Genomic DNA, 18,442 nt, shown 5'->3' on the forward strand with positions numbered 1-18,442 from the left:
ACGACGACGGGGGGCGGTGACCTGTCCGGTCACCGCCCCCCGTCGTGCTCGCAGGTCACTCCGTGCTGATCGCCTGCAGGACGTCCATGCGCGAGGCCCGGCGGGCCGGCAGCAGGGCCGCGAGGACGCCGATGACCCCGGCGAGGGCGACGAAGACGGCCATCTGCGCCCACGGGATCGCCAGCTCGGTGATGCCGTCGTCGACGAGCGAGCGCTGGATCGCCACGCCCGCGACCACCCCGAGCACGATGCCGAGCAGGGCGCCGAGCAGCGCGATGGTCACCGACTCGAGGGTGATCATCCGCCACAGCTGCCGGCGGGAGAGGCCGACCGCCCGCAGGAGCCCGACCTCACGGGTGCGCTCCATGACCGACAGGCCGAGCGTGTTGACGATGCCGAGCACGGCGATGACGATCGCCAGGCCGAGCAGGGCGTAGATGAGGAAGAGCAGCTGGTTGATGCTCGAGCGCTGCTCGTCGGCGTAGCCGGCCTGGTCCTTGAGCGTGACGAGCGGCTGCTTGTCGACGATCTGCTCGATGCCGGACTCGACCTGGGCCTTGTCGGCCCCCTCGTCGACGAAGATGAAGGCCCAGTTGTCGGCGGCCGAGCCGCCCATCGACTCGACGGTGTCGACCGACATGAGGACGTCGGGCGAACCGATCGCCTGGATCTCGTCGTAGAAGCCGACGACCGTCAGGTCCCGGGTCGTCGAGCCCATCTTCACCTCGACGGTGTCGCCGACGGAGCGGCCGCCCTCGTGCTTCGTCGAGAGCATCACCGAGTCCTTGTCGAGATCGGCGCTCCCGTTGGTCGGCTCGATCTGCTCGACGTCCTCGAAGCTGCGCGGGTCGATCGCGGTGACGAAGAGCTGGCCACCGTCGACGCCGGCACTGCTGAAGCGCACCGGCGAGACCTCCCGGACCCCGTCGACCTCGGCCACCCGCTCGGCGACCGTCGACGAGAAGGGCTGGCCGACCGCGTTGCTGAGGATGTAGTCGGCGCGGAAGGTCTCCTCGATCTGCTTGTCGACGCTCGCCGTGGTGCTCGTGGCGACGACACCCATGAGCGCGACGAGCGTCATGCCGATCATCAGCGCCGACGCCGTCGCGGCGGTGCGACCGGGGTTGCGCACGGAGTTCTGCTCGGCCATCCGGCCGATGCTCCCGAAGGCCGTGCGATAGACCCAGCCGAGCCCGGAAATCACCGGACGCCCGACGAAGGGGGCGAGGAAGGCCGTGCCGAGGACGAGCCCGACGATGCCGCCACCGATCCACCACAGTTCGCGGGTGTCGGCGACGAAGAGCCCGTAGAGGAAGGCGACGACGCCGAGCACGAGCACGCCGACCTCGAGGCCACGGCGGATCGGGTGGTGGCCGATACCCGTGTCGACCGAGTCGCGCATCGCCGCGACCGGCGGCACCGACCCGGCCCGTCGGGCCGGCACCCAGGCCGCGAGCATCGTCACGACGATGCCGACGGCGTAGGCCGCGATGACCGTCCGGGGCGTGAAGACCAGTCCGGTGCCCGACAGGTCGAGCCCGAAGGTGGCGAAGAGCGCCTGGATGCCCAGGGCGAGCACCACACCGAGGGCCAGGCCGAGGGTCGCACCCACGACGCCGATGATGAAGGCCTCGAGGAGGACCCCGCGCACGATCTGCCGGCGAGAGGCACCGATGGCCCGCAGCAGGGCCAGCTCCCGGCCACGCTGCGCGACGAGGATGCTGAAGGTGTTGATGATGAGGAAGGAGCCGACGAAGAGGGCGATGCCGGCGAAGACCAGGAGGAAGGTCGTGATGAAGCCGAGTGCCTGCTGCACGTCGCTCTGGTTTTCCTCCGCGAGCCCCTTGCCCGTCCATCCCTTGTAGCCCTCGGGCACGAGCGGCTCGACCTGGGTGAGCAGCTCCTGCTGGCTCACGCCGTCGTCGGCGGTGACCCAGACGGAGGAGTACTCGTCCTTGCCGTCCATGTAGTACTTCTGCATGGTCTTGGTGTCGAAGACGACGACCGAGGCGCCGGCCATCCCCCCTTCGCCGAAGGTCATCGTGCCGACGAGCTCGGTCTCGATCTCGGGGGTGTCGCCGGTCGTCACGAGGCTGATCCGGTCGCCGACCTCGTGGCCGGCCCGCTCGGCGGTCACGGAGTCGACCATGACCTCGCCCTCGCGCTGGGGCTCGCGGCCCTCGTCGATGACGAGCGGGTCCTCACCGAGCTGGTTGGGCGCGTCGGAGTAGTTGAAGGCCAGGGCGGGTGCCCCCTGCCCGCCGACGACCTTGCCGTTGTCGCCGACGACGAAGACCCCGATGGCGTCGACCGAACCGTCAGCCCGTGCCGCGCCCGGCAGCTCGGCCATCTTGTCGACGTCGGCGGCGGACATGCGCCCGCCACCCGTGCCGCCGTACTCGTCGGTCTGCTCGGGCTGGACGACGACGTCACCGACGGTGCCGTCCATGATGCCGTCGAAGGTGCGTCCGAGGGTGTCGGTGAAGATCAGCGACCCGGCGACGAAGGCCGTGCCGAGGACGATCGCCATGGCGCTCATCAGCAGGCGCGCCTTGCGCGCCAGCAGACTCTTGAAGGTGGCCTTGAGCATCAGTGTGCCCCATTGGTCAGCGCGACCATCCGCTCGAGGACGGTCTCACGGTCCGGCTCCCACAGCTCGTCGACGATGCGCCCGTCGGCGAGGAAGAGGACTCGGTCGGTGTGGCTCGCGGCCACGGGGTCGTGGGTGACCATGACGATCGTCTGGTCGAACTCGTCGACGCTGCGGCGCAGGAAGCCGAGCACCTCGGCGCCGGAGGTCGAGTCGAGGTTGCCGGTGGGCTCGTCGGCGAAGATGATCGCGGGCTTCGACACCAGGGCCCGGGCGCACGCGACGCGCTGCTGCTGGCCGCCGGACAGCTCGTTGGGCCGGTGGCCGAGGCGGTTGCGCAGGCCGACGGTCTCGATGACGAGGTCGAACCACTCGCGGTCCGGTTTGCGGCCGGCGATCGCCAGCGGCAGGAGGATGTTCTCCTCCGCGGTCAGCGTCGGGATGAGGTTGAAGGCCTGGAAGATGAAACCGATCCGGTCGCGGCGCAGCCGGGTGAGGTCCTTCTCCTTCAACCGGGTGATGTCGGTGTCACCGATGAGTGCCCGGCCCCCGCTCACCGCGTCGAGCCCGGCGAGGCAGTGCATGAAGGTGGACTTGCCGGAGCCGGAGGGCCCCATGATGGCGGTGAACTGCCCCGCCCCGATGTCGAGGTCGATCCCGTCGAGCGCGGCGACCTGCGCCTCGCCCTTGCCGTAGACCTTGCGAAGCTCGTGCGTGCTGGCGGCAACCTGCGTGCCCATGTCCCCTGCTCTCGTCCGTCGTGGATGTCCGACGACCAATCTAGGGTCGACGCTGGGCGGCCGTCACTGGGGTTTACCCCCGACGTCTCCCTGCGGCCGGCTACACCTCGACCGTGGCGACGACCCGCAGGCGCGGGTGCTCGTCGTCGCCGTCGACGACGTCACCGGTGACCCAGCGCAGGGTCAGGTGCCCGTCGTGGACCTCGGCGACGGCGAGGTTGTTGTCGAACCACGGCCCCTCGGTGAGCTCCCACGGGTAGCGCAGCTCGGGCACCCCGTCGGTCCGGGCCGCGAGCCAGCGCATCGGGCGGACGAGCCCCTTGGCCATCTGCGACATCAGCACGCGCAGCGCGCGGGGCATGGGGTTGCGGATCGGGCTGCACACGGCCTGCACGATCCGACTGCTCGCGCCGTGACCCGCGGGGTCGGTCACCTCGGCGACGTAGGAGTGGTGCACGTCGCCGGAGAGGAAGGTGATCGTGCCCGGGGGTCGGCCGCGCTCTCCGCGGGCGACGGACATGACGAGCTCGAAGACCTCGACGAAGCCGGACTGGAAGGCGCCCCAGTGCTCGAGGTCGACGACCTGCCGCAGCGCCTCGGTCGCGCGGTGCACCGGCTGGGGCCGGTCCGGCCCGGCGAGGGACTCGCTGATCGACTCGGCGTCGTGCAGCCCGGGCGGCAGGAGGAAGGGCAGCGAGGTCCCGACGAAGAGGTGGTCGAGGTCGCCAGTCATCTGCTCGTCGAGCCAGGCGAGCTCGTCGTCGTCGAGCATCGAGCGCCGCTCCGGCTCGAGCACCCGCGCGGCCCGGGAGTCGAGCATGATCAGCCACGACCCGCCGAGGGCCCGGGTGTAGCTCCAGCGGTAGCTCTCGGGCTCACGGTCGACCCGCTCCGCGAGGGCACGAAGGGGGCCGGTCAGGTCGACCTCGCCCGGCCCGGCACCGTCGAGCCGGGCCCAGATCTCGTCGCGGGCGAGCTCCTCGGGCGCGAGGTTGCCGATGTGCTGGTGCACCCAGTAGCTCGTCAGCCCCGCGACCAGCCGCTCGTGCCACCACGGGGTGCGGTTGATCTCCTGGTGCCACGACCACGAGGTGTTCCAGTCGTCGCGGATGTCGTGGTCGTCGAAGATCATCGCGCTCGGCACGACCGACAGCACCCACCGGATGGCCGGGTCGCTCCACGCGAGCTGGTAGAGGTGCGCGTACTCCGCGTAGTCCTTGATCTCCTCGCCGGGCGGTTCCTCGATGTCGCGGCGGGAGGCGATGAAGTCGTGCATCTGCGGGCTCGTCTCGTCGGCGTAGACCTGGTCACCGAGGAGTGCGAGGACGTCGGGTCGTGGGGACTCCCCCTTCGCCAGGGACAGGGCGAAGGTGCGCAGCGCGTCGACGCCGTGGCTCGCGTGGTGCTCCGCGTCGTGCGGGACGCTCGTGCGGCAGGAGCCGAAGGCGAGCAGCGTCGCACGCGTGCGGTCCAGCGTCGCGATGCTCGAGGACGGCAGGTCGGACCCGGCCGGCGGCCACACCTGCTCGTCGTCGATGCTCACCACGTAGTCGTAGGTGCGGCCGGGCTCGAGGTCGTCGAGCAGGACGAGGGCGTAGTGGTGGCCCTCCACGACGAAGCTCGCGGCGTGCCACGCGCGGCCGTCGGCCGCGACGGTCACCCGCGCGGGGGCGGCGGTCTCCACCCAGACGGAGGCGTCGTGCTCACCGACGAAGCGCAGGAGGGGACCGAGGACGAGCGGGGACGTGGCGGTCATCCGCTCATCGTCTCGCCCGAGGCTGTGAGTCGGCTGGCCGGGGGTGCGTCAGCTCACCCCTTGCGACGCCGCAGGGCGATGATCAGGAGGACGAGCGGGGCGAGCGCCGCGGCGATCTGGGGGCCGTAAGCCCGCAGCAGCACCGGAAGGGCGGTCGCCCCGAGGTCGATCGCGTCATCGGACGAGCTCGCCGGGCGCGCGGCCGGTGAGGAGACGGCCGGTGAGCTCGCGGCGGGAGCCGCAGCGGAGGCGGGCCCCGTGGCCGCCGGCGTCGTGGTCGACCGGGTCGGCGTCTGCTCCGGCGATGTGGCCGCCGCCTCCTCCTCGCCCGTCGGCTCCGGGGTGGCCTCGGGGGCGGCGAAGCGGCCCGCCAGGCAGTCGACGAACTGCCCGAGGAGCTTGTCGGAGACGTCCTGCATCACGCCACGGCCGAACTGCGCGGGCTTGCCCGTGATGTTGAGGTCGGTGACCACCTCCACCTTGGTGCTGGCCGCACCCTCGGGGGCCATCGTCACGACGACGTCGGCGCCCGCGGTGCCGTTGCCCCGCTTGTCCTTGCCCTTGGCGGTGATACCCATCCGGTGAGCGGCCTCGTCCTTGTCGACGAAGTCGCCGCTCCCCTTGTACACGAGCGCGATCGGACCGAGCTTGACCTTGACCGTGCCCTCGAAGGAGTCGGCGTCGGCGTGGGTCACCTGGGCACCGGGGAAGCACCCGGCGACGGACTCGATGTCGTTGAGCGCGGCCCAGGTCTCGTCGATGCCGGCGGGAACGGTGAAACTGTGGGTCAGTTGCACGAAGGTCCTCTCATCCTGCGGCCGTGAGCACGGCACGCCTCGTCAGTACGGTGGCCAGGTGCCGGCGGTAGTCGGCATCGCCGTTGAGGTCCGACGGCGGCTCGGTGCCCTCGCCGGCCAGTTCGCAGGCCGCCCGCACGCCCTCGGCGGTCGGCTGGTTCCCGACGAGCGCGGCCTCGACTGCGCTGGCTCGGACCGGGGTCGCGCCCATGTTGGTCAGGCCGACCCGTGCCTCGGCGATCGCGCCACCCTCGACCCGCACCTGCGCGGCGACCGCGACGATGGGCCACTGGTGGGCGACCCGCACGAACTTTTCGTAGTGCGAGCCCCATCCGTCGTAGGTGGGCACCCTGACGGCGGTGAGCAGCTCGTCCTCGCCGACCGCGGTCTCGAAGAGGCCGTGGAAGAAGTCGGCCGCGGGGACGACCCGTTGGCCTGACGCTCCGGTGATGACGAGCTCGGCGTCCATGGCGAGCACAGGTGCCCCGCAGTCGCCGGCGGGGTCGGCGTGGACCAGGGCCCCGCCGAGGGTGCCCCGGTGGCGGATCTGCGGGTCGGCGACCTCGCTGATCGCCTGGTGCAGAAGTCGACAGCGTCCACTCACCCGATCGTCGGCGAGGATCTCGTGGTACGGCGTCATGGCCCCGATGGTGAGCGTCCGACCGTCGTCGCTGATGCCGCGCAGCTCGGGGATCCGACCGATGTCGATGATCATCTCGGGGGCGTTGAGCCGCATCCGCAAAACCGGGAGCAGGGACTGCCCGCCGGCGAGCACCTTGGCGTCGTCGCCATGCTCGCCGAGCAGCCCGAGCGCCTCCTCCACCGACGTCGGTGCTGCGTAGTCGAACTTCGCCGGGATCATCGGACCTCTCCTTCCGTGCTCATCGCCGGTCCCGTGGGTCCGTCGGCGCCCGCCATCCGGTCGGTCTGCCCCTGGTCACCAGTCGCCTCGTCGAAGTGGGGCGCCGCGGCCCCGGTCGTGTCCTCGCCACCGGACCCGGACCGGATCGCCTGCCACACCCGCTCGGGGGTGCACGGCATCTGCACGTCATCGACGCCGAAGATGCGCAGCGCGTCGACGACACCGTTGACGATGCAGGGGGTCGAGGCGATCGTTCCCGCCTCACCCACTCCCTTGGTCCCGAGCGTGTTGCCCGTCGCCGCCGTCGAGGTGGTCGCGGTGTCGAAGCTGATGGTGTCGGCCGCGGTCGGGACGAGGTAGTCGACGAAACTGCCGCTCACGAGCGTGCCGGAGTCGTCGTAGACGGCCTCCTCCCACAGCGCCTGCGAGATGCCCTGGACGAGTCCGCCGTGGATCTGTCCCTCGACGATGAGCGGATTGATCACCTGTCCGACATCGTCGACGCAGGTGTACTTGCGCAGCCTGACCTCCCCGGTCTCGGTATCGATCTCGATGGCACTCAGGTGGGTGCCGTGCGGGTAGTTGAAGTTCACCGGGTCAAAGGTGGCCTCCGCGTCGATGCCCGGTTCGATGTCGTCCGGGTAGTCGTGCGAGGCGAAGGCCGCGGCCGCGATGTCGGTGATCCCCACGGACTGGTCCGTGCCCGCGACACCAAAGCGACCGGCCGTGAACTCGAGATCGTCGGGGTTGGCCTCGAGCACGTGCGCCGCGTAGCGCCGCGCCTTGTCGATGACCTTGTCCGCGGCACGAACCACGGCCTCGCCGCCGACGACGAGCGAGCGCGAGCCGTAGGTGTCGAGTCCCTTGTGCGAGATCTGGGTGTCGCCGTGCAGGATCTCGACGTCCTCGAAGGGGACACCCAGCCGGTCGGCGACGATCTGGCTGAAGGCCGTCTCGTGCCCCTGACCGTGCGGGCTCACGCCGACGACGACCTCGACCTTGCCCGTCGCGAGCATGCGCACGCTCGCGTGCTCCCAGCCACCCGCGCCGTAGTCGAGACTGCCGAGGACACGGCTGGGCGCGAGACCGCACATCTCGGTGAAGGTCGAGATGCCGATGCCCAGCTGCACGGGGTCCTTGGACTCGCGCCGACGACGCTGCTCCTCGCGCAGCTCGTCGTAGCCGAACATCTGCTTGGCCAGGTCCGTGGCGGCCTCGTAGTTGCCGGAGTCGTACTCGAGACCGGCAACGGAGGTGAAGGGGAACTCCTCGTGGGTGATCCAGTTGCGCTCGCGCACCACGAGCGGGTCCTCACCGAGCTCGTGCGCCAGATCGTCCATGATCCGCTCGATGCCGAAGGTGGCCTCGGGGCGACCGGCACCCCGGTAGGCATCGGTCCAGGCCTTGTTGGTGAGGACCGACTGCATCGAGAAGTGGTAGGCCGGGAACTTGTAGATGGCGTTGAACATGAAGGCGCCCAGGACGGGAACGCCGCCGCCGATGAGGGCGACGTAGGAGCCGAGGTCCGCGAGCAGGTCGACCTTGAGCCCGGTGACCTTGCCCTGCTTGTCGGCGGCGAGCGTCAGCCGCTGCCACTGGTCACGGCCGTGGTGGGCCGCCATGAGCGACTCCGAGCGGGTCTCGGTGTACTTGACGGGCCGGCCCAGCTGGCGGGCCACCCACCAGGCCAGCCACTCCTCCGGCGTCACCTGCAGCTTGCCGCCGAAGCCGCCGCCCACGTCCGGGGCGATGACCCGGATCTTCGACTCCGGGACGCCGGTCGTGGCCGCGAGCGCGAAGCGCACGATGTGCGGGATCTGGGTCGCCGTCCACATCGTCAGCTGCTCGCCGGTCGGGTCGACGACGACGGAGCGCGGCTCCATGAAGGCGGGGATGAGTCGCTGCTGGCGGTACTCGCGCTCGATGACGATGCCGTCCTGGCGTGCGGTGGCAATGGCCTCCTCGACGTCACCCCCGGTGCCGGCCTCGGCGGAGTCGAAGGTCCACAGGGCCGACTTGTTGGTGCCGAGGTCGGGATGCGCGAGGACGGTGTCCTCCGCCGCCTCCTTGAGGTCGAGGGCGGCGGGCAGCTCCTCGTAGTCGACGTCGATCAGCTCAGCGGCGTCGCGCGCCTCCGCGGCGCTGCGGGCGACGACGAGGGCGACGATCTCCCCGGCGAAGGTCACCCGGTCGGCCGGCATCGGCGGGTGCACCGGAGCCACCTGGTCCGGACTGACCGGCCACGCGTTGATGAGGACGCCGGCCGATTCGTCGAGGTCGGCGCCGGAGTAGACGGCGACGACATTGGTCGCGCTGGCCGCCTCGCTCGTGTCGACGGACGCGATCCGAGCGTGCGCGAAGGGGCTGCGGACCATCGCCATGTGCAACATGCCCGGCAGCACGATGTTGTCGGTCCAGCGGGTACGACCGGTGATGAGCCGCTGGTCCTCCTTGCGACGGCGGTCGCGGCCGATCTCGGTGGTGGCGGGCCGGTCGGTGACCTCCGCGGTCATGACGCATCCCCAGCGGCACCGGCGGAGGCGGCCGAGGCACTCGCCGCGGTCTGCACCGCGCGGACGATGTTGTGGTAGCCGGTGCACCGGCAGAGGTTGCCCTCGAGCCCCACACGGATCTCCTCCTCCGAGGGATCGGGGTTGTCGCGCAGCAGGTCGGCGGACTGCATGATCATGCCGGGGGTGCAGTAGCCGCACTGGAGGGCATGGCACTCGTGGAAGGCCGCCTGCACCGGATGCAGCTCGCCATCCCTGGCCATGCCTTCGATGGTCGTCACCTCGCAGCCATCTGCCTGGACGGCGAGGACGTTGCAGGACTTCACGCTCCTGCCGTCGAGGTGGACGGTGCACGCTCCGCAGTTGGAGGTGTCGCACCCCACCACCGTGCCGGTCTTGCCGAGGGTCTCGCGCAGGTAGTGCACGAGCAGAGTCCGGGGTTCGACGTCGTCCGCGACGCGGGCGCCGTCGACGACGAGCTCGATATTGGCCATGGAGCGCTCCTGATCTCGATCACGACAGTGTGATCTGGCTCATGCTAGCCACGACCGCCTCGGGAGTCACCCCCTTCGCGAGGACTCATTCCCCGCCCGACTGGTGGATCCGTCCTGCGCGCCCGGCCAGCGGTCGACCGGAGCCACCCCACCGCTCGGCGACGAACTCGGCCGCGATGCTGATGGCGGTCTCTTCGGGCGTGCGGGCCCCGAGGTCGAGCCCGATCGGGCTGCGCAGCCGGGCCAGCTCCTCGTCGGTGACGCCGACCTCGCGCAGCCGCGCCTCGCGGTCGTCGTGGGTCCGCCGCGAGCCCATCGCGCCGATGTAGCCGACCTCGGGCAGGCGAAGGGCGACCTCGAGCAGCGGGACGTCGAACTTCGGGTCGTGGGTGAGCACCGCGATGACCGTGCGGCCGTCGATGCGCCCGGCCTCCTCCTCGGCGGCCAGGTAGCGGTGCGGCCAGTCGACGACGACCTCGTCGGCGGCGGGGAACCTCGTGCGGGTGGCGAAGACCGGTCGCGCGTCGCACACCGTGACGCGGTAGCCGAGGAAGTCGCCGACGCGGGCGACGGCCGCCGCGAAGTCGATGGCGCCGAAGACGAGCATCCGCGGCGGTGGGGCGAAGGCCCAGACGAAGACGCGCATGCCCTCGCCGCGGCGTTCGCCGTCGGGGCCGTAGCCGAGGGTGGCGTTGTGACCGAGGGCGAGCTGGCCGAGCGCGTCGTCGCGGACGGCTGCGTCGACCCGCGCGGAGCCGAGGGTGCCGGTCGGCTCCTGATCGGGGCGCACGAGCATCCGCCGGCCGAGCCATGCCTCGTCGGGGTGCTCGATGACGGTTGCGACGGCCACCGGCCGGCCGGCCTCGACATCGGCGGCGATCTCGCCGAGCTCGGGGAAGGTCTCGCGGTCCATGACCTCGACCCAGACGTCGAGGATGCCGCCGCAGGTCAGCCCCACGGACATCGCGTCGTCGTCGGAGATGCCGTACCGGTGGAACTGCGGCCGGCCGGACTCCACGACCTCCTGGGCCGACTCGTAGACCGCGCCCTCGACGCAGCCCCCGGAGACCGACCCGACGGCGGTGCCCTCCGGCCCGACGAGCATCGAGGCCCCGGGGGGCCGTGGCGCGGAGCGGAAGGTCGCGACGACGGTCCCGACCCCGACGGAGTGGCCCTGCTCCCACCACTGCATCAGCTCGGGCAGCACCTCACGCATCGGCGATCACCTCCAGCAGGTCCTCGAATGCTCGCAAGGAGTGCCCCGCGACGAATTCGTCCACGTGCGGCAACGCGGCGACGATGCCGACCTGCACAGGACGGTACCCCTCCTTGCCGCGATGGGGGTTGGCCCAGACCAGATGGTGGGACATGCGGTGCAGCCGGGACAGCTGCTCGGCGAGCTCGGCCCCGTCACCGCGCTCCCAGCCGTCGCTCACGACGACCACGACCGCTCCGCGGGCGAGGTAGCGGGTGTGCTCGCGGGTGAGGAAGACCTGCAGGGCCTGCCCCAGCCGGGTACCGCCGGACCAGTCCGGCACGGCCTCCCCCACACGCACGAGGGCCCGCTCGGGGTCGCGGGTGCGCAGCGCCTCGGTGACCCGGGTGAGGCGGGTACCGAGCGTGAAGACCTCGACGGCGCCGGAGGACCCACCCTGGCGCGGTGCCTGGGCGACGGCGTGCGCGAGTCGCAGCAGGGCGTCGGCGTAGGGCCGCATCGAGCCCGAGACGTCGACGAGCAGCACGACCCGGCGGGTGCGGGTGCCGCGGCGACGGTGGTGGACCCGGGCCGGCTCGCCCATCTGCCGCAGCATGGCGCGAAGGGTGGACCGCACGTCGATCTCCCCGCGCCGCCAGGCGGTGCGCCGGGTGGCGCGACGCACGGGCAGCCGGGGGCGCAGCTGCCCGATCATCCGGTCGAGCAGCGCCTTGCCCTCCGGCGACAGGGCCGCCACGTCGCGGTGGCGCAGGACCTCGACCTCGCTCGCGGCCACGTGCAGTGCGTCGGCCTCCCCTTCCACGCCGGCGGCACCGTCGTCCTCGGGCAAGGGGGAGACGAGCTCGTTCTGCTCCTCCCTGTCGACCCGCCGAGGCAGGTCGTCGCGCCCGGCGAACCATTCGGCGTACACCTGCTCGAAGCGCACGATGTCCTCGGGGCCCGCGCACAGGGTCGCGCGGCCGGCGAGGCGCACCTGCGCCAGGCCCCCGGCGCCGACGAGCGCGGCCGCCTCGAGGAAGGTCGTCGCCCTGTCGTGGGTCACCGGCACCCCGGCCGCCCGCACCGCATGGGTCAGCCCGAGGAGGATCTCGTCGACCTTGCCGGCGTACTGGGGTGCCGTCATCGGGCGAGCACCCGGTCCAATGCCTGCCTCACCCGCTCAGCGTCCTCGCGGTACTTGATCACGGCCCCGAGTGTGCGGGCGGCGGTCTCGAGGTCGAGCTCCGGCGACCCGAGACGCTGCAGGGCGGCCACCCAGTCGAGGGTCTCGGCGACGCCCGGCGGCTTGACGAGGTCCTCGGTGCGCAGCCGCTGCACGGCCGCGACGACCTGACGGGCGAGGGTCTCGCTCACCTCGGGGATGCGGCGGCGCACGATCGCCACCTCCCGGTCCAGACCGGGGTGGTCGATCCAGTGGTAGAGGCAGCGGCGCTTGAGTGCGTCGTGCAGGTCTCGGGTGCGGTTGGAGGTGAGCACGACCGTCGGCGGCACCTGGGCGCGCACGGTCCCGAGCTCGGGGATGCTCACGCTCCAGCTCGAGAGGACCTCGAGCAGGAAGGCCTCGAACTCGTCGTCGGCCCGGTCGATCTCGTCGACGAGCAGCACCGCCGGGGCCCGCCGCAGGGCCTGCAGGACCGGCCGCTCGAGGAGGTAGCGCTCGTCGAAGAGCGAGCTCTCGGCCTCGGACGCCTCGAGCCCACCACTCGCGTGGAGCGCCTCGAGGGTGCGAAGGTGGAGGATCTGCCGCGGGAAGTCCCAGTCGTAGAGGGCCTGCGAGGCGTCGATGCCCTCGTAGCACTGCAGCCGGACGAGGGGCACGCCCTCGAGCTCGGCGAGGGCCTCGGCGAGCGCGGTCTTGCCCGTGCCCGGCGCCCCCTCGAGCAGCAGCGGCCGGCGCATCTCCCGGGCGAGGAAGACCACGGTGGCGAGGTCCTCGTCGGCGAGGTAACCCGTGGCACCCAGCCGGTCCGCCAGCTCCTGCGGTGACGTCATGCAGGAAGGGTACGCCGAAGGGCGGTCCCCCGTGACCGGGGAACCGCCCTTCGCGCGTGGTGCAGGTGGTGCGGGGTGGGCTCAGAAGCCCATGCCGCCCATGCCACCCATGTCGTCGCCACCGGGCATGGCCGGGGCGGCCTTCTCCGGCTTGTCGGCGACGACGGCCTCGGTGGTGAGGAAGAGCGCCGCGATGGAAGCGGCGTTCTGCAGCGCGCTGCGCGTGACCTTGGCCGGGTCGATGATGCCCTGGGCGATCATGTCGACGTACTCACCGGTCGCGGCGTTGAGGCCCTCGCCCGCAGGCAGGTTCTCGACCTTCTCGGTGACGACGCCGCCGTTGAGGCCGGCGTTGGCCGCGATCTGCTTGAGCGGGGCACCCGCCGCGACGCGCACGATGTTGGCGCCGGTCGCCTCGTCACCCTCGAGCGAGAGCTTGTCGAAGGCGGCCTTGGTCGCCTGCAGGAGCGCGACGCCACCACCGGCGACGATGCCCTCCTCGACAGCGGCCTTGGCGTTGCGCACGGCGTCCTCGATGCGGTGCTTGCGCTCCTTGAGCTCGACCTCGGTGGCCGCGCCCGCACGGATGACGGCGACGCCGCCGGCGAGCTTGGCGAGGCGCTCCTGGAGCTTCTCGCGGTCGTAGTCCGAGTCGCTGTTCTCGATCTCGGCCTTGATCTGGTTCACGCGGCCGGCGATCTGGTCCTGGTCGCCAGCACCCTCGACGATGGTCGTCTCGTCCTTGGTGACGACGACCTTGCGGGCGCGGCCGAGCAGGTCGAGCTCGGCGGTCTCGAGGGAGAGGCCGACCTCCTCGGAGATGACCTGGCCACCGGTGAGGATGGCGATGTCGGCGAGCATGGCCTTGCGGCGGTCACCGAAGCCCGGGGCCTTGACGGCGACGGACTTGAAGGTGCCCTTGAGCTTGTTGACGACGAGCGTCGACAGCGCCTCGCCCTCGAGGTCCTCGGCGATGATCAGCAGCGGCTTGCCGGCCTGCATGACCTTCTCGAGGACGGGCAGGAGGTCCTTGATCGAGCCGATCTTGGAGTTGGCGATGAGGACGTAGGGGTCCTCGAGCACGGTCTCCATGCGCTCGGTGTCGGTGACGAAGTAGCCGGAGATGTAGCCCTTGTCGAAGCGCATGCCCTCGGTGAGCTCGAGCTCGAGCCCGAAGGTGTTGCTCTCCTCGACGGTGATGACGCCTTCCTTGCCGACCTTGTCCATGGCCTCGGCGATCTTGGCGCCGATCTCCTGGTCAGCGGCGGAGATGGAGGCCGTGGCAGCGATCTGCTCCTTGGTCTCGATCTCCTTGGCCATCGCGAGCAGCTCGTCGGACACCGCAGCGGTGGCCTTCTCGATACCGCGCTTGAGGGCCATGGGGTTGGCGCCGGCCGCGACATTGCGCAGGCCCTCGCGCACGAGCGCCTGGGCGAGGACGGTCGCCGTCGTCGTGCCGTCACCGGCGACGTCGTCGGTCTTCTTGGCGACCTCCTTGACCAGCTCGGCCCCGATCTTCTCGTAGGGGTCGTCGAGCTCGATCTCCTTGGCGATGGACACGCCGTCATTGGTGATCGTGGGGGCGCCCCACTTCTTCTCCAGGACGACATTGCGGCCCTTGGGGCCGAGGGTGACCTTGACGGCGTCGGCGAGGGTGTTCATACCCCGCTCGAGACCGCGACGGGCCTCCTCGTCGAAAGCAATGAGCTTTGCCATTCGGGTGGTTCCTCCACGCGAATCGAAGGGTGCGACCGGGGGTGCCCGCGACGGACGGAGTGCGACCACCCGGCTCACGTCACCGTGCGATCGCGCCCCTCACCTGACCGGTCAGGACTGTCACTCTCACAAGGAGAGTGCTAAGACCCATTATTGGCACTCTCACCGAGCGAGTGCAAACGCCGTGGCGGACGACGGAGTGCGGCCAGCCGGCCGCACTCCGTGGTCGTGGGTTCGTGGGTGACCTCAGCGCACGGTCTCGTAGCGGTGGATCCAGGCCTCCCCTCGGGTGCTCCACCGCACCCGGGCCCCGCCCACGGTGCCGGACACGTTGGCGTCGACCTCACGGCGCACCGCCCCGCCGTGGTTGCTCGTGCGCTGGGCGCCGTCGGCGAAGAGCGTCAAGTCAGCGGCGAAGCGCCGGCTACCGGACACGAGGGTCCCGTCCACCACGGCCGAGCGCATCGTCGAGCTCACCCGGTAGTCGGCGCTCCGGGGCCGCAGGTATCTCGTGCTGCGGTGGGTGCACCGGCTCGACCGCCACGTCTGGGCGACGGTGGCGCCGGTCGGGCAGAAGAAGGAAGTGATCTTCATGGCCGAGGCCGGCCACGGCATCCCCTCGGTGTCGGTCTGGTAGGTGAACCGGTGCTGGTTGCCCCGCGCCCCGCTCATCGCCCCGTCGAGCATGACCCGGACGGTGACGTGCTCGGCGAGCACGCGCGTCGTGTCGGCCGGCGCGGCCTGGGCATTCGCCCCGGTGGCGACGAGACCGACGGATGCCGCGGTCACCAGCAGTGTGCGTGTGGTGGTCTTCATGTCTCTCCCCTGTCTGTCATGGGGTCGTCGACGGTGACGACCCTCACAACGGGAGACGCACGAAGGGGGCGGACGGTTGCGTCGACCGGCGGCGGGCGCTGGTCAGGCGCGCGGGTGCAGCCCCTCGAACCCGGCGCGCATCTCGCCGTCGGCGTCGGAGGAGACCGGGTCGTCGAGATCGGCGACGAAGACCGCTACGAGCTCACGGGCCGGGTTGTCGCGGGCCTCGGTGAGCAGTCCGCGCCAGGCGCCGAGGTTGGGGTGCTCGACGGTCGTGCACGCCTGCGCGGGCTCGAGCCCCTCGACGGCCGCCTGCAGCTGGTCGACGGAGACGTCGAGGGTGGCGGTGGCGCCGTCGTGCCGCAGCACGGAGGCGAGGACGACGGCCGCCAGCCCGTGGCTGCCGCCGGGGAGGTTGACGTGCGGGAACTGCACGTCCGGGTCGCTGGTCGCGGGGGTGATGCCCACGGCCCAGGCCACCGGCGGCGTCCAGCCGTCGAGGCGCTCGGCGAGGTGGGCGCGGATCGCGGCGAGGCCCTCGGGGGTGCTCCAGTCCATGTCGCTCATGGCCCCACCCTGCCAAGTCCGAGGGCGGCTCCGGTACCCCCTGCGCACCGGAGCCGCCCTCGGCGTCCCTCCCGTGGAGTCAGACGTGGCCGGGGCGGCTCCGGTTGGCCCGGACGCGAATCCGAGACCGATCTGTGATCTGGCGCGGCGCTCAGACCTCGAACCCGAGGCGGCGGGCGCTGCGGGTGCGCTGCCGCTGGTCGCGCAGACGGCGCAGACGCTTGATGAGCATGGGGTCCTCGGACAGCGCCGCGGGGTTGTTGATCAGGGCGTTGAGCACCTGGTAGTAGCGGGTGGAGCTCATGTCGAAGAGTTCCTTGATCGCCTGCTCCTTGGAGCCGGCGTACTTCCACCACTGGCGCTCGAAGGCGAGGATCTCGCGGTCGCGGTCCGAGAGCGGGACCGAGGGGGTCGGCGCGGCGGTCTGGTCTGCGAGGTTCACGCGTCGCACTGTACCGGCGTAATCACACGCCTGTCATTCCCTTCGGCGTGTCGGCTGGACAGCGCGGACGAGGGGGGTCACTCGCGCCCCCTTCGTCCCACCCGTCACACGTCGGACCGCTCGGCGCAGGGCCGGACCAAGACAGTCAGGAAAGAGTAAATTCATCGGCGGCGACAACGGGGTCGCCAGCCCCGACGGGGAGGACGGGGCGCAGCTCTCGGAAGGATCCCCCATGAAGAAGTTGCTCGTCGCCGGCCTCATGGCCGGCGGTCTGGTCCTCGGCGCCGCCGGCGCCGCATCCGCCGGCGAGGTCACCGGCAATGGCAAGCCCACCCCCGTCAAGGAGCACCGGGCGAAGTCGATCTGCGCCTTCTCCGGGCTCGACACCCCCGACGAGATCGAGGGCAACCCGCCCGGCCTCGACGACGACTTCCTCGGCCACGGCACGCAGAGCTACGGCCAGTTCGTCGCCTTCGGCCTCAAGGACGCCGTGGCCGCCGAGGCTCCGCGCTACACCTGTCGGGGCAACGCGAGCTTCGAGGAGTGAGGCCGGTCGTCGCGGCCCTCAGCCCATGGAGTCGAGGATCGCGACGATGTCCTCCGTCGTCGTGTGCGGGTTGACGATCGCGAAGCGCGCCAGCGTCTCGCCGTCGTGGTTGGTCGGGACGACGAAGGCGAACTCCTCGTCGAGGATCCGGTCGGACCAGACCTGGTAGTCGGCCGCGGCCCAGCCCTTGCGCCGGAAGACGAGGACGGACAGGAAGCGTTCGCCGACGAGCTCGAGGTCGTCACGGCGGGCGACCTCGGCCTCGGCGAAGGCGGCGACACGCAGCGTCTGCTCGACCGAGTCGCTGTAGGCCTGCGTGCCGTGCGTGGCGAGGGAGAACCAGAAGGGCAGCCCGCGGGCCCGTCGGGTCAGTCCGACGGAGTAGTCGGTGGGGTTCCAGTCGGTCGCCTCGGTGAGCACGTCGAGGTAGCCGGCGTGCTGGGTGTGGGCATTGAGGGCCGCCGCGGGGTTGCGGTAGATCAGCGCGCAGCAGTCGAAGGGGGCGAAGAGCCACTTGTGCGGGTCGACGATGAAGCTGTCGCAGTGCTCGATGCCCGCGTAGAGGTGGCGCACCGACGGCGCCGCGAGGCCCGCACCGCCGTAGGCACCGTCGACGTGGAACCAGATGCCGAGCTCGCGGCAGACCTGCGCGACCGACTCGAGGTCGTCGACGATGCCGAAGTTGGTCGTGCCCGCGGTCGCGACGACCGCGAAGTAGGTCTCGGGCCCGTTGGCCAGGAGCACCTCGCGCAGCCGCTCCCCCGTGAGCCGGCCGCGCTCGTCGGGCTCGACGGTCGTCAGCTCGGCGTCCATGACGTCGCACGCCGACTGGATCGACGAGTGCGCGCCGTGGGTCGTCGCCACCCGGAAGGGCCGCTGCCCCGGGGCTGCGGTGCGGCGCGCCTCGGTGCGGGCGGCGACGAGGGCGGAGAGGTTGCCGATCGTGCCGCCGGGGACGAAGACGCCGCCCGCCGACTCCGGCAGACCGACGAGGTCGGCGATCCAGCGCAGCGCCTGGTTCTCGGCGTAGACGGCACCGGAGCCCTCGAGCCACGACCCGGCGTAGATCGAGCTCGCCCCGACGACGAGGTCGAACATCGCGGCCGCCTCGGTGGGGGCGCACGGGATGAAGGAGAGGTAGCGCGGGTGGTCGACCGACAGGCAGGCCGGCGCGAGCACCTCGGCGAAGAGGTCCATCGCCTGCTGACCGCCCAGGCCGTCGCGGGTGATCGTCTGCCCGGCCTGCTCCTGCAGCTGCGCGGGCGTCAGCGTGCGGTCGAGCGGCACCGGGTCGAGCTCGAGCCGCTCGCGGGAGTAGTCGAGGATCGTCTGCGCCAGCTCGGCGAGGGACATGTTGTCGTCAGCGAATCCGTGCACGCGTGCACTCTAGGCGCGCC

16 protein-coding genes are annotated in these 18,442 nt (G+C 71.1%); 1 reads left to right on the forward strand and 15 read right to left on the reverse strand.

All coding sequences use genetic code 11. From position 1 onward, the window contains the following. Positions 1-55: 55 nt before the first annotated feature. The 14 genes from B9B60_RS10745 to B9B60_RS10810 form a co-directional block, all read right to left on the reverse strand. A complete protein-coding gene (locus B9B60_RS10745) occupies positions 56-2,590 on the reverse strand; it encodes an ABC transporter permease (RefSeq protein WP_084451399.1) in 2,535 nt (844 codons plus the stop codon). Next, positions 2,590-3,330 (reverse strand): ABC transporter ATP-binding protein, encoded by a 741-nt coding sequence (locus tag B9B60_RS10750; RefSeq protein WP_084451400.1) that lies wholly within the window; start codon positions 3,328-3,330, stop codon positions 2,590-2,592. Before B9B60_RS10750 ends, B9B60_RS10745 begins: the two co-directional genes overlap by 1 nt. 100 nt (positions 3,331-3,430) lie before the next feature. Further along, positions 3,431-5,086 carry an alkaline phosphatase D family protein gene (locus B9B60_RS10755; protein WP_084451401.1) on the reverse strand — a complete coding sequence of 552 codons (1,656 nt, stop codon included), beginning with the start codon at positions 5,084-5,086 and terminating at the stop codon, positions 3,431-3,433. Between the two features lie 53 nt (positions 5,087-5,139). Then, the gene (locus B9B60_RS10760) at positions 5,140-5,883 is read right to left on the reverse strand and encodes an SRPBCC family protein (protein ID WP_084451402.1); all 744 of its coding nucleotides are present in this window, start codon (positions 5,881-5,883) and stop codon (positions 5,140-5,142) included. Between the two features lie 10 nt (positions 5,884-5,893). After that, entirely contained in the window at positions 5,894-6,745 is an 852-nt protein-coding gene (locus tag B9B60_RS10765; protein WP_072623599.1) for an FAD binding domain-containing protein, read from the reverse strand. Beyond that, positions 6,742-9,258, reverse strand: a complete 2,517-nt coding sequence (locus tag B9B60_RS10770; protein ID WP_084451403.1) for a xanthine dehydrogenase family protein molybdopterin-binding subunit — start codon at positions 9,256-9,258, stop codon at positions 6,742-6,744. Before B9B60_RS10770 ends, B9B60_RS10765 begins: the two co-directional genes overlap by 4 nt. After that, positions 9,255-9,749, reverse strand: coding sequence for a (2Fe-2S)-binding protein (locus B9B60_RS10775; protein ID WP_084451404.1), 495 nt, complete (start codon positions 9,747-9,749; stop codon positions 9,255-9,257). The genes B9B60_RS10770 and B9B60_RS10775 overlap by 4 nt, the downstream gene beginning before the upstream one ends. An 85-nt stretch (positions 9,750-9,834) precedes the next feature. Next, complete coding sequence (locus B9B60_RS10780) at positions 9,835-10,965, reverse strand: XdhC family protein (RefSeq protein WP_084451405.1); 1,131 nt, start codon at positions 10,963-10,965, stop codon at positions 9,835-9,837. Next, the gene (locus B9B60_RS10785; RefSeq protein ID WP_084451406.1) at positions 10,958-12,088 is read right to left on the reverse strand and encodes a vWA domain-containing protein; all 1,131 of its coding nucleotides are present in this window, start codon (positions 12,086-12,088) and stop codon (positions 10,958-10,960) included. The genes B9B60_RS10780 and B9B60_RS10785 overlap by 8 nt, the downstream gene beginning before the upstream one ends. Continuing rightward, positions 12,085-12,957 (reverse strand): AAA family ATPase, encoded by an 873-nt coding sequence (locus B9B60_RS10790; RefSeq protein WP_072623595.1) that lies wholly within the window; start codon positions 12,955-12,957, stop codon positions 12,085-12,087. Before B9B60_RS10790 ends, B9B60_RS10785 begins: the two co-directional genes overlap by 4 nt. 81 nt (positions 12,958-13,038) lie before the next feature. Next, positions 13,039-14,673 (reverse strand): chaperonin GroEL, encoded by a 1,635-nt coding sequence (groL, locus tag B9B60_RS10795; protein ID WP_072623594.1) that lies wholly within the window; start codon positions 14,671-14,673, stop codon positions 13,039-13,041. Between the two features lie 246 nt (positions 14,674-14,919). Further along, positions 14,920-15,489, reverse strand: a complete 570-nt coding sequence (locus B9B60_RS10800) for a hypothetical protein (RefSeq protein WP_084451407.1) — start codon at positions 15,487-15,489, stop codon at positions 14,920-14,922. A 102-nt stretch (positions 15,490-15,591) separates the two neighbouring features. Continuing rightward, the gene (locus tag B9B60_RS10805; RefSeq protein WP_084451409.1) at positions 15,592-16,056 is read right to left on the reverse strand and encodes a hypothetical protein; all 465 of its coding nucleotides are present in this window, start codon (positions 16,054-16,056) and stop codon (positions 15,592-15,594) included. Between the two features lie 151 nt (positions 16,057-16,207). Continuing rightward, entirely contained in the window at positions 16,208-16,507 is a 300-nt protein-coding gene (locus B9B60_RS10810) for a DUF3263 domain-containing protein (protein WP_094078806.1), read from the reverse strand. 223 nt (positions 16,508-16,730) lie between these two features. Here B9B60_RS10810 and B9B60_RS10815 point away from each other — a divergent pair, with 223 nt between their 5' ends. Beyond that, complete coding sequence (locus tag B9B60_RS10815; RefSeq protein WP_084451410.1) at positions 16,731-17,045, forward strand: hypothetical protein; 315 nt, start codon at positions 16,731-16,733, stop codon at positions 17,043-17,045. Between the two features lie 18 nt (positions 17,046-17,063). Here B9B60_RS10815 and B9B60_RS10820 read toward each other — a convergent pair whose 3' ends face one another. After that, entirely contained in the window at positions 17,064-18,422 is a 1,359-nt protein-coding gene (locus tag B9B60_RS10820) for a pyridoxal phosphate-dependent decarboxylase family protein (protein WP_234993845.1), read from the reverse strand. Between the last annotated feature and the right edge of the window lie 20 nt (positions 18,423-18,442).

Origin of the sequence: Janibacter indicus, assembly GCF_900176385.1 — a bacterium.
GTDB lineage: Bacteria > Actinomycetota > Actinomycetes > Actinomycetales > Dermatophilaceae > Janibacter > Janibacter indicus.

Coding starts and splice junctions, on each gene's coding strand:
- B9B60_RS10745 (WP_084451399.1), bottom strand. CDS start 2,590: ATGCTCAAGGCCACCTTCAAGAGTCTGCTGGCGCGCAAGGCGCGCCTG.
- B9B60_RS10750 (WP_084451400.1), bottom strand. CDS start 3,330: ATGGGCACGCAGGTTGCCGCCAGCACGCACGAGCTTCGCAAGGTCTAC.
- B9B60_RS10755 (WP_084451401.1), bottom strand. CDS start 5,086: ATGACCGCCACGTCCCCGCTCGTCCTCGGTCCCCTCCTGCGCTTCGTC.
- B9B60_RS10765 (WP_072623599.1), bottom strand. CDS start 6,745: ATGATCCCGGCGAAGTTCGACTACGCAGCACCGACGTCGGTGGAGGAG.
- B9B60_RS10770 (WP_084451403.1), bottom strand. CDS start 9,258: ATGACCGCGGAGGTCACCGACCGGCCCGCCACCACCGAGATCGGCCGC.
- B9B60_RS10775 (WP_084451404.1), bottom strand. CDS start 9,749: ATGGCCAATATCGAGCTCGTCGTCGACGGCGCCCGCGTCGCGGACGAC.
- B9B60_RS10780 (WP_084451405.1), bottom strand. CDS start 10,965: ATGCGTGAGGTGCTGCCCGAGCTGATGCAGTGGTGGGAGCAGGGCCAC.
- B9B60_RS10785 (WP_084451406.1), bottom strand. CDS start 12,088: ATGACGGCACCCCAGTACGCCGGCAAGGTCGACGAGATCCTCCTCGGG.
- B9B60_RS10790 (WP_072623595.1), bottom strand. CDS start 12,957: ATGACGTCACCGCAGGAGCTGGCGGACCGGCTGGGTGCCACGGGTTAC.
- groL (WP_072623594.1), bottom strand. CDS start 14,673: ATGGCAAAGCTCATTGCTTTCGACGAGGAGGCCCGTCGCGGTCTCGAG.
- B9B60_RS10800 (WP_084451407.1), bottom strand. CDS start 15,489: ATGAAGACCACCACACGCACACTGCTGGTGACCGCGGCATCCGTCGGT.
- B9B60_RS10805 (WP_084451409.1), bottom strand. CDS start 16,056: ATGAGCGACATGGACTGGAGCACCCCCGAGGGCCTCGCCGCGATCCGC.
- B9B60_RS10815 (WP_084451410.1), top strand. CDS start 16,731: ATGAAGAAGTTGCTCGTCGCCGGCCTCATGGCCGGCGGTCTGGTCCTC.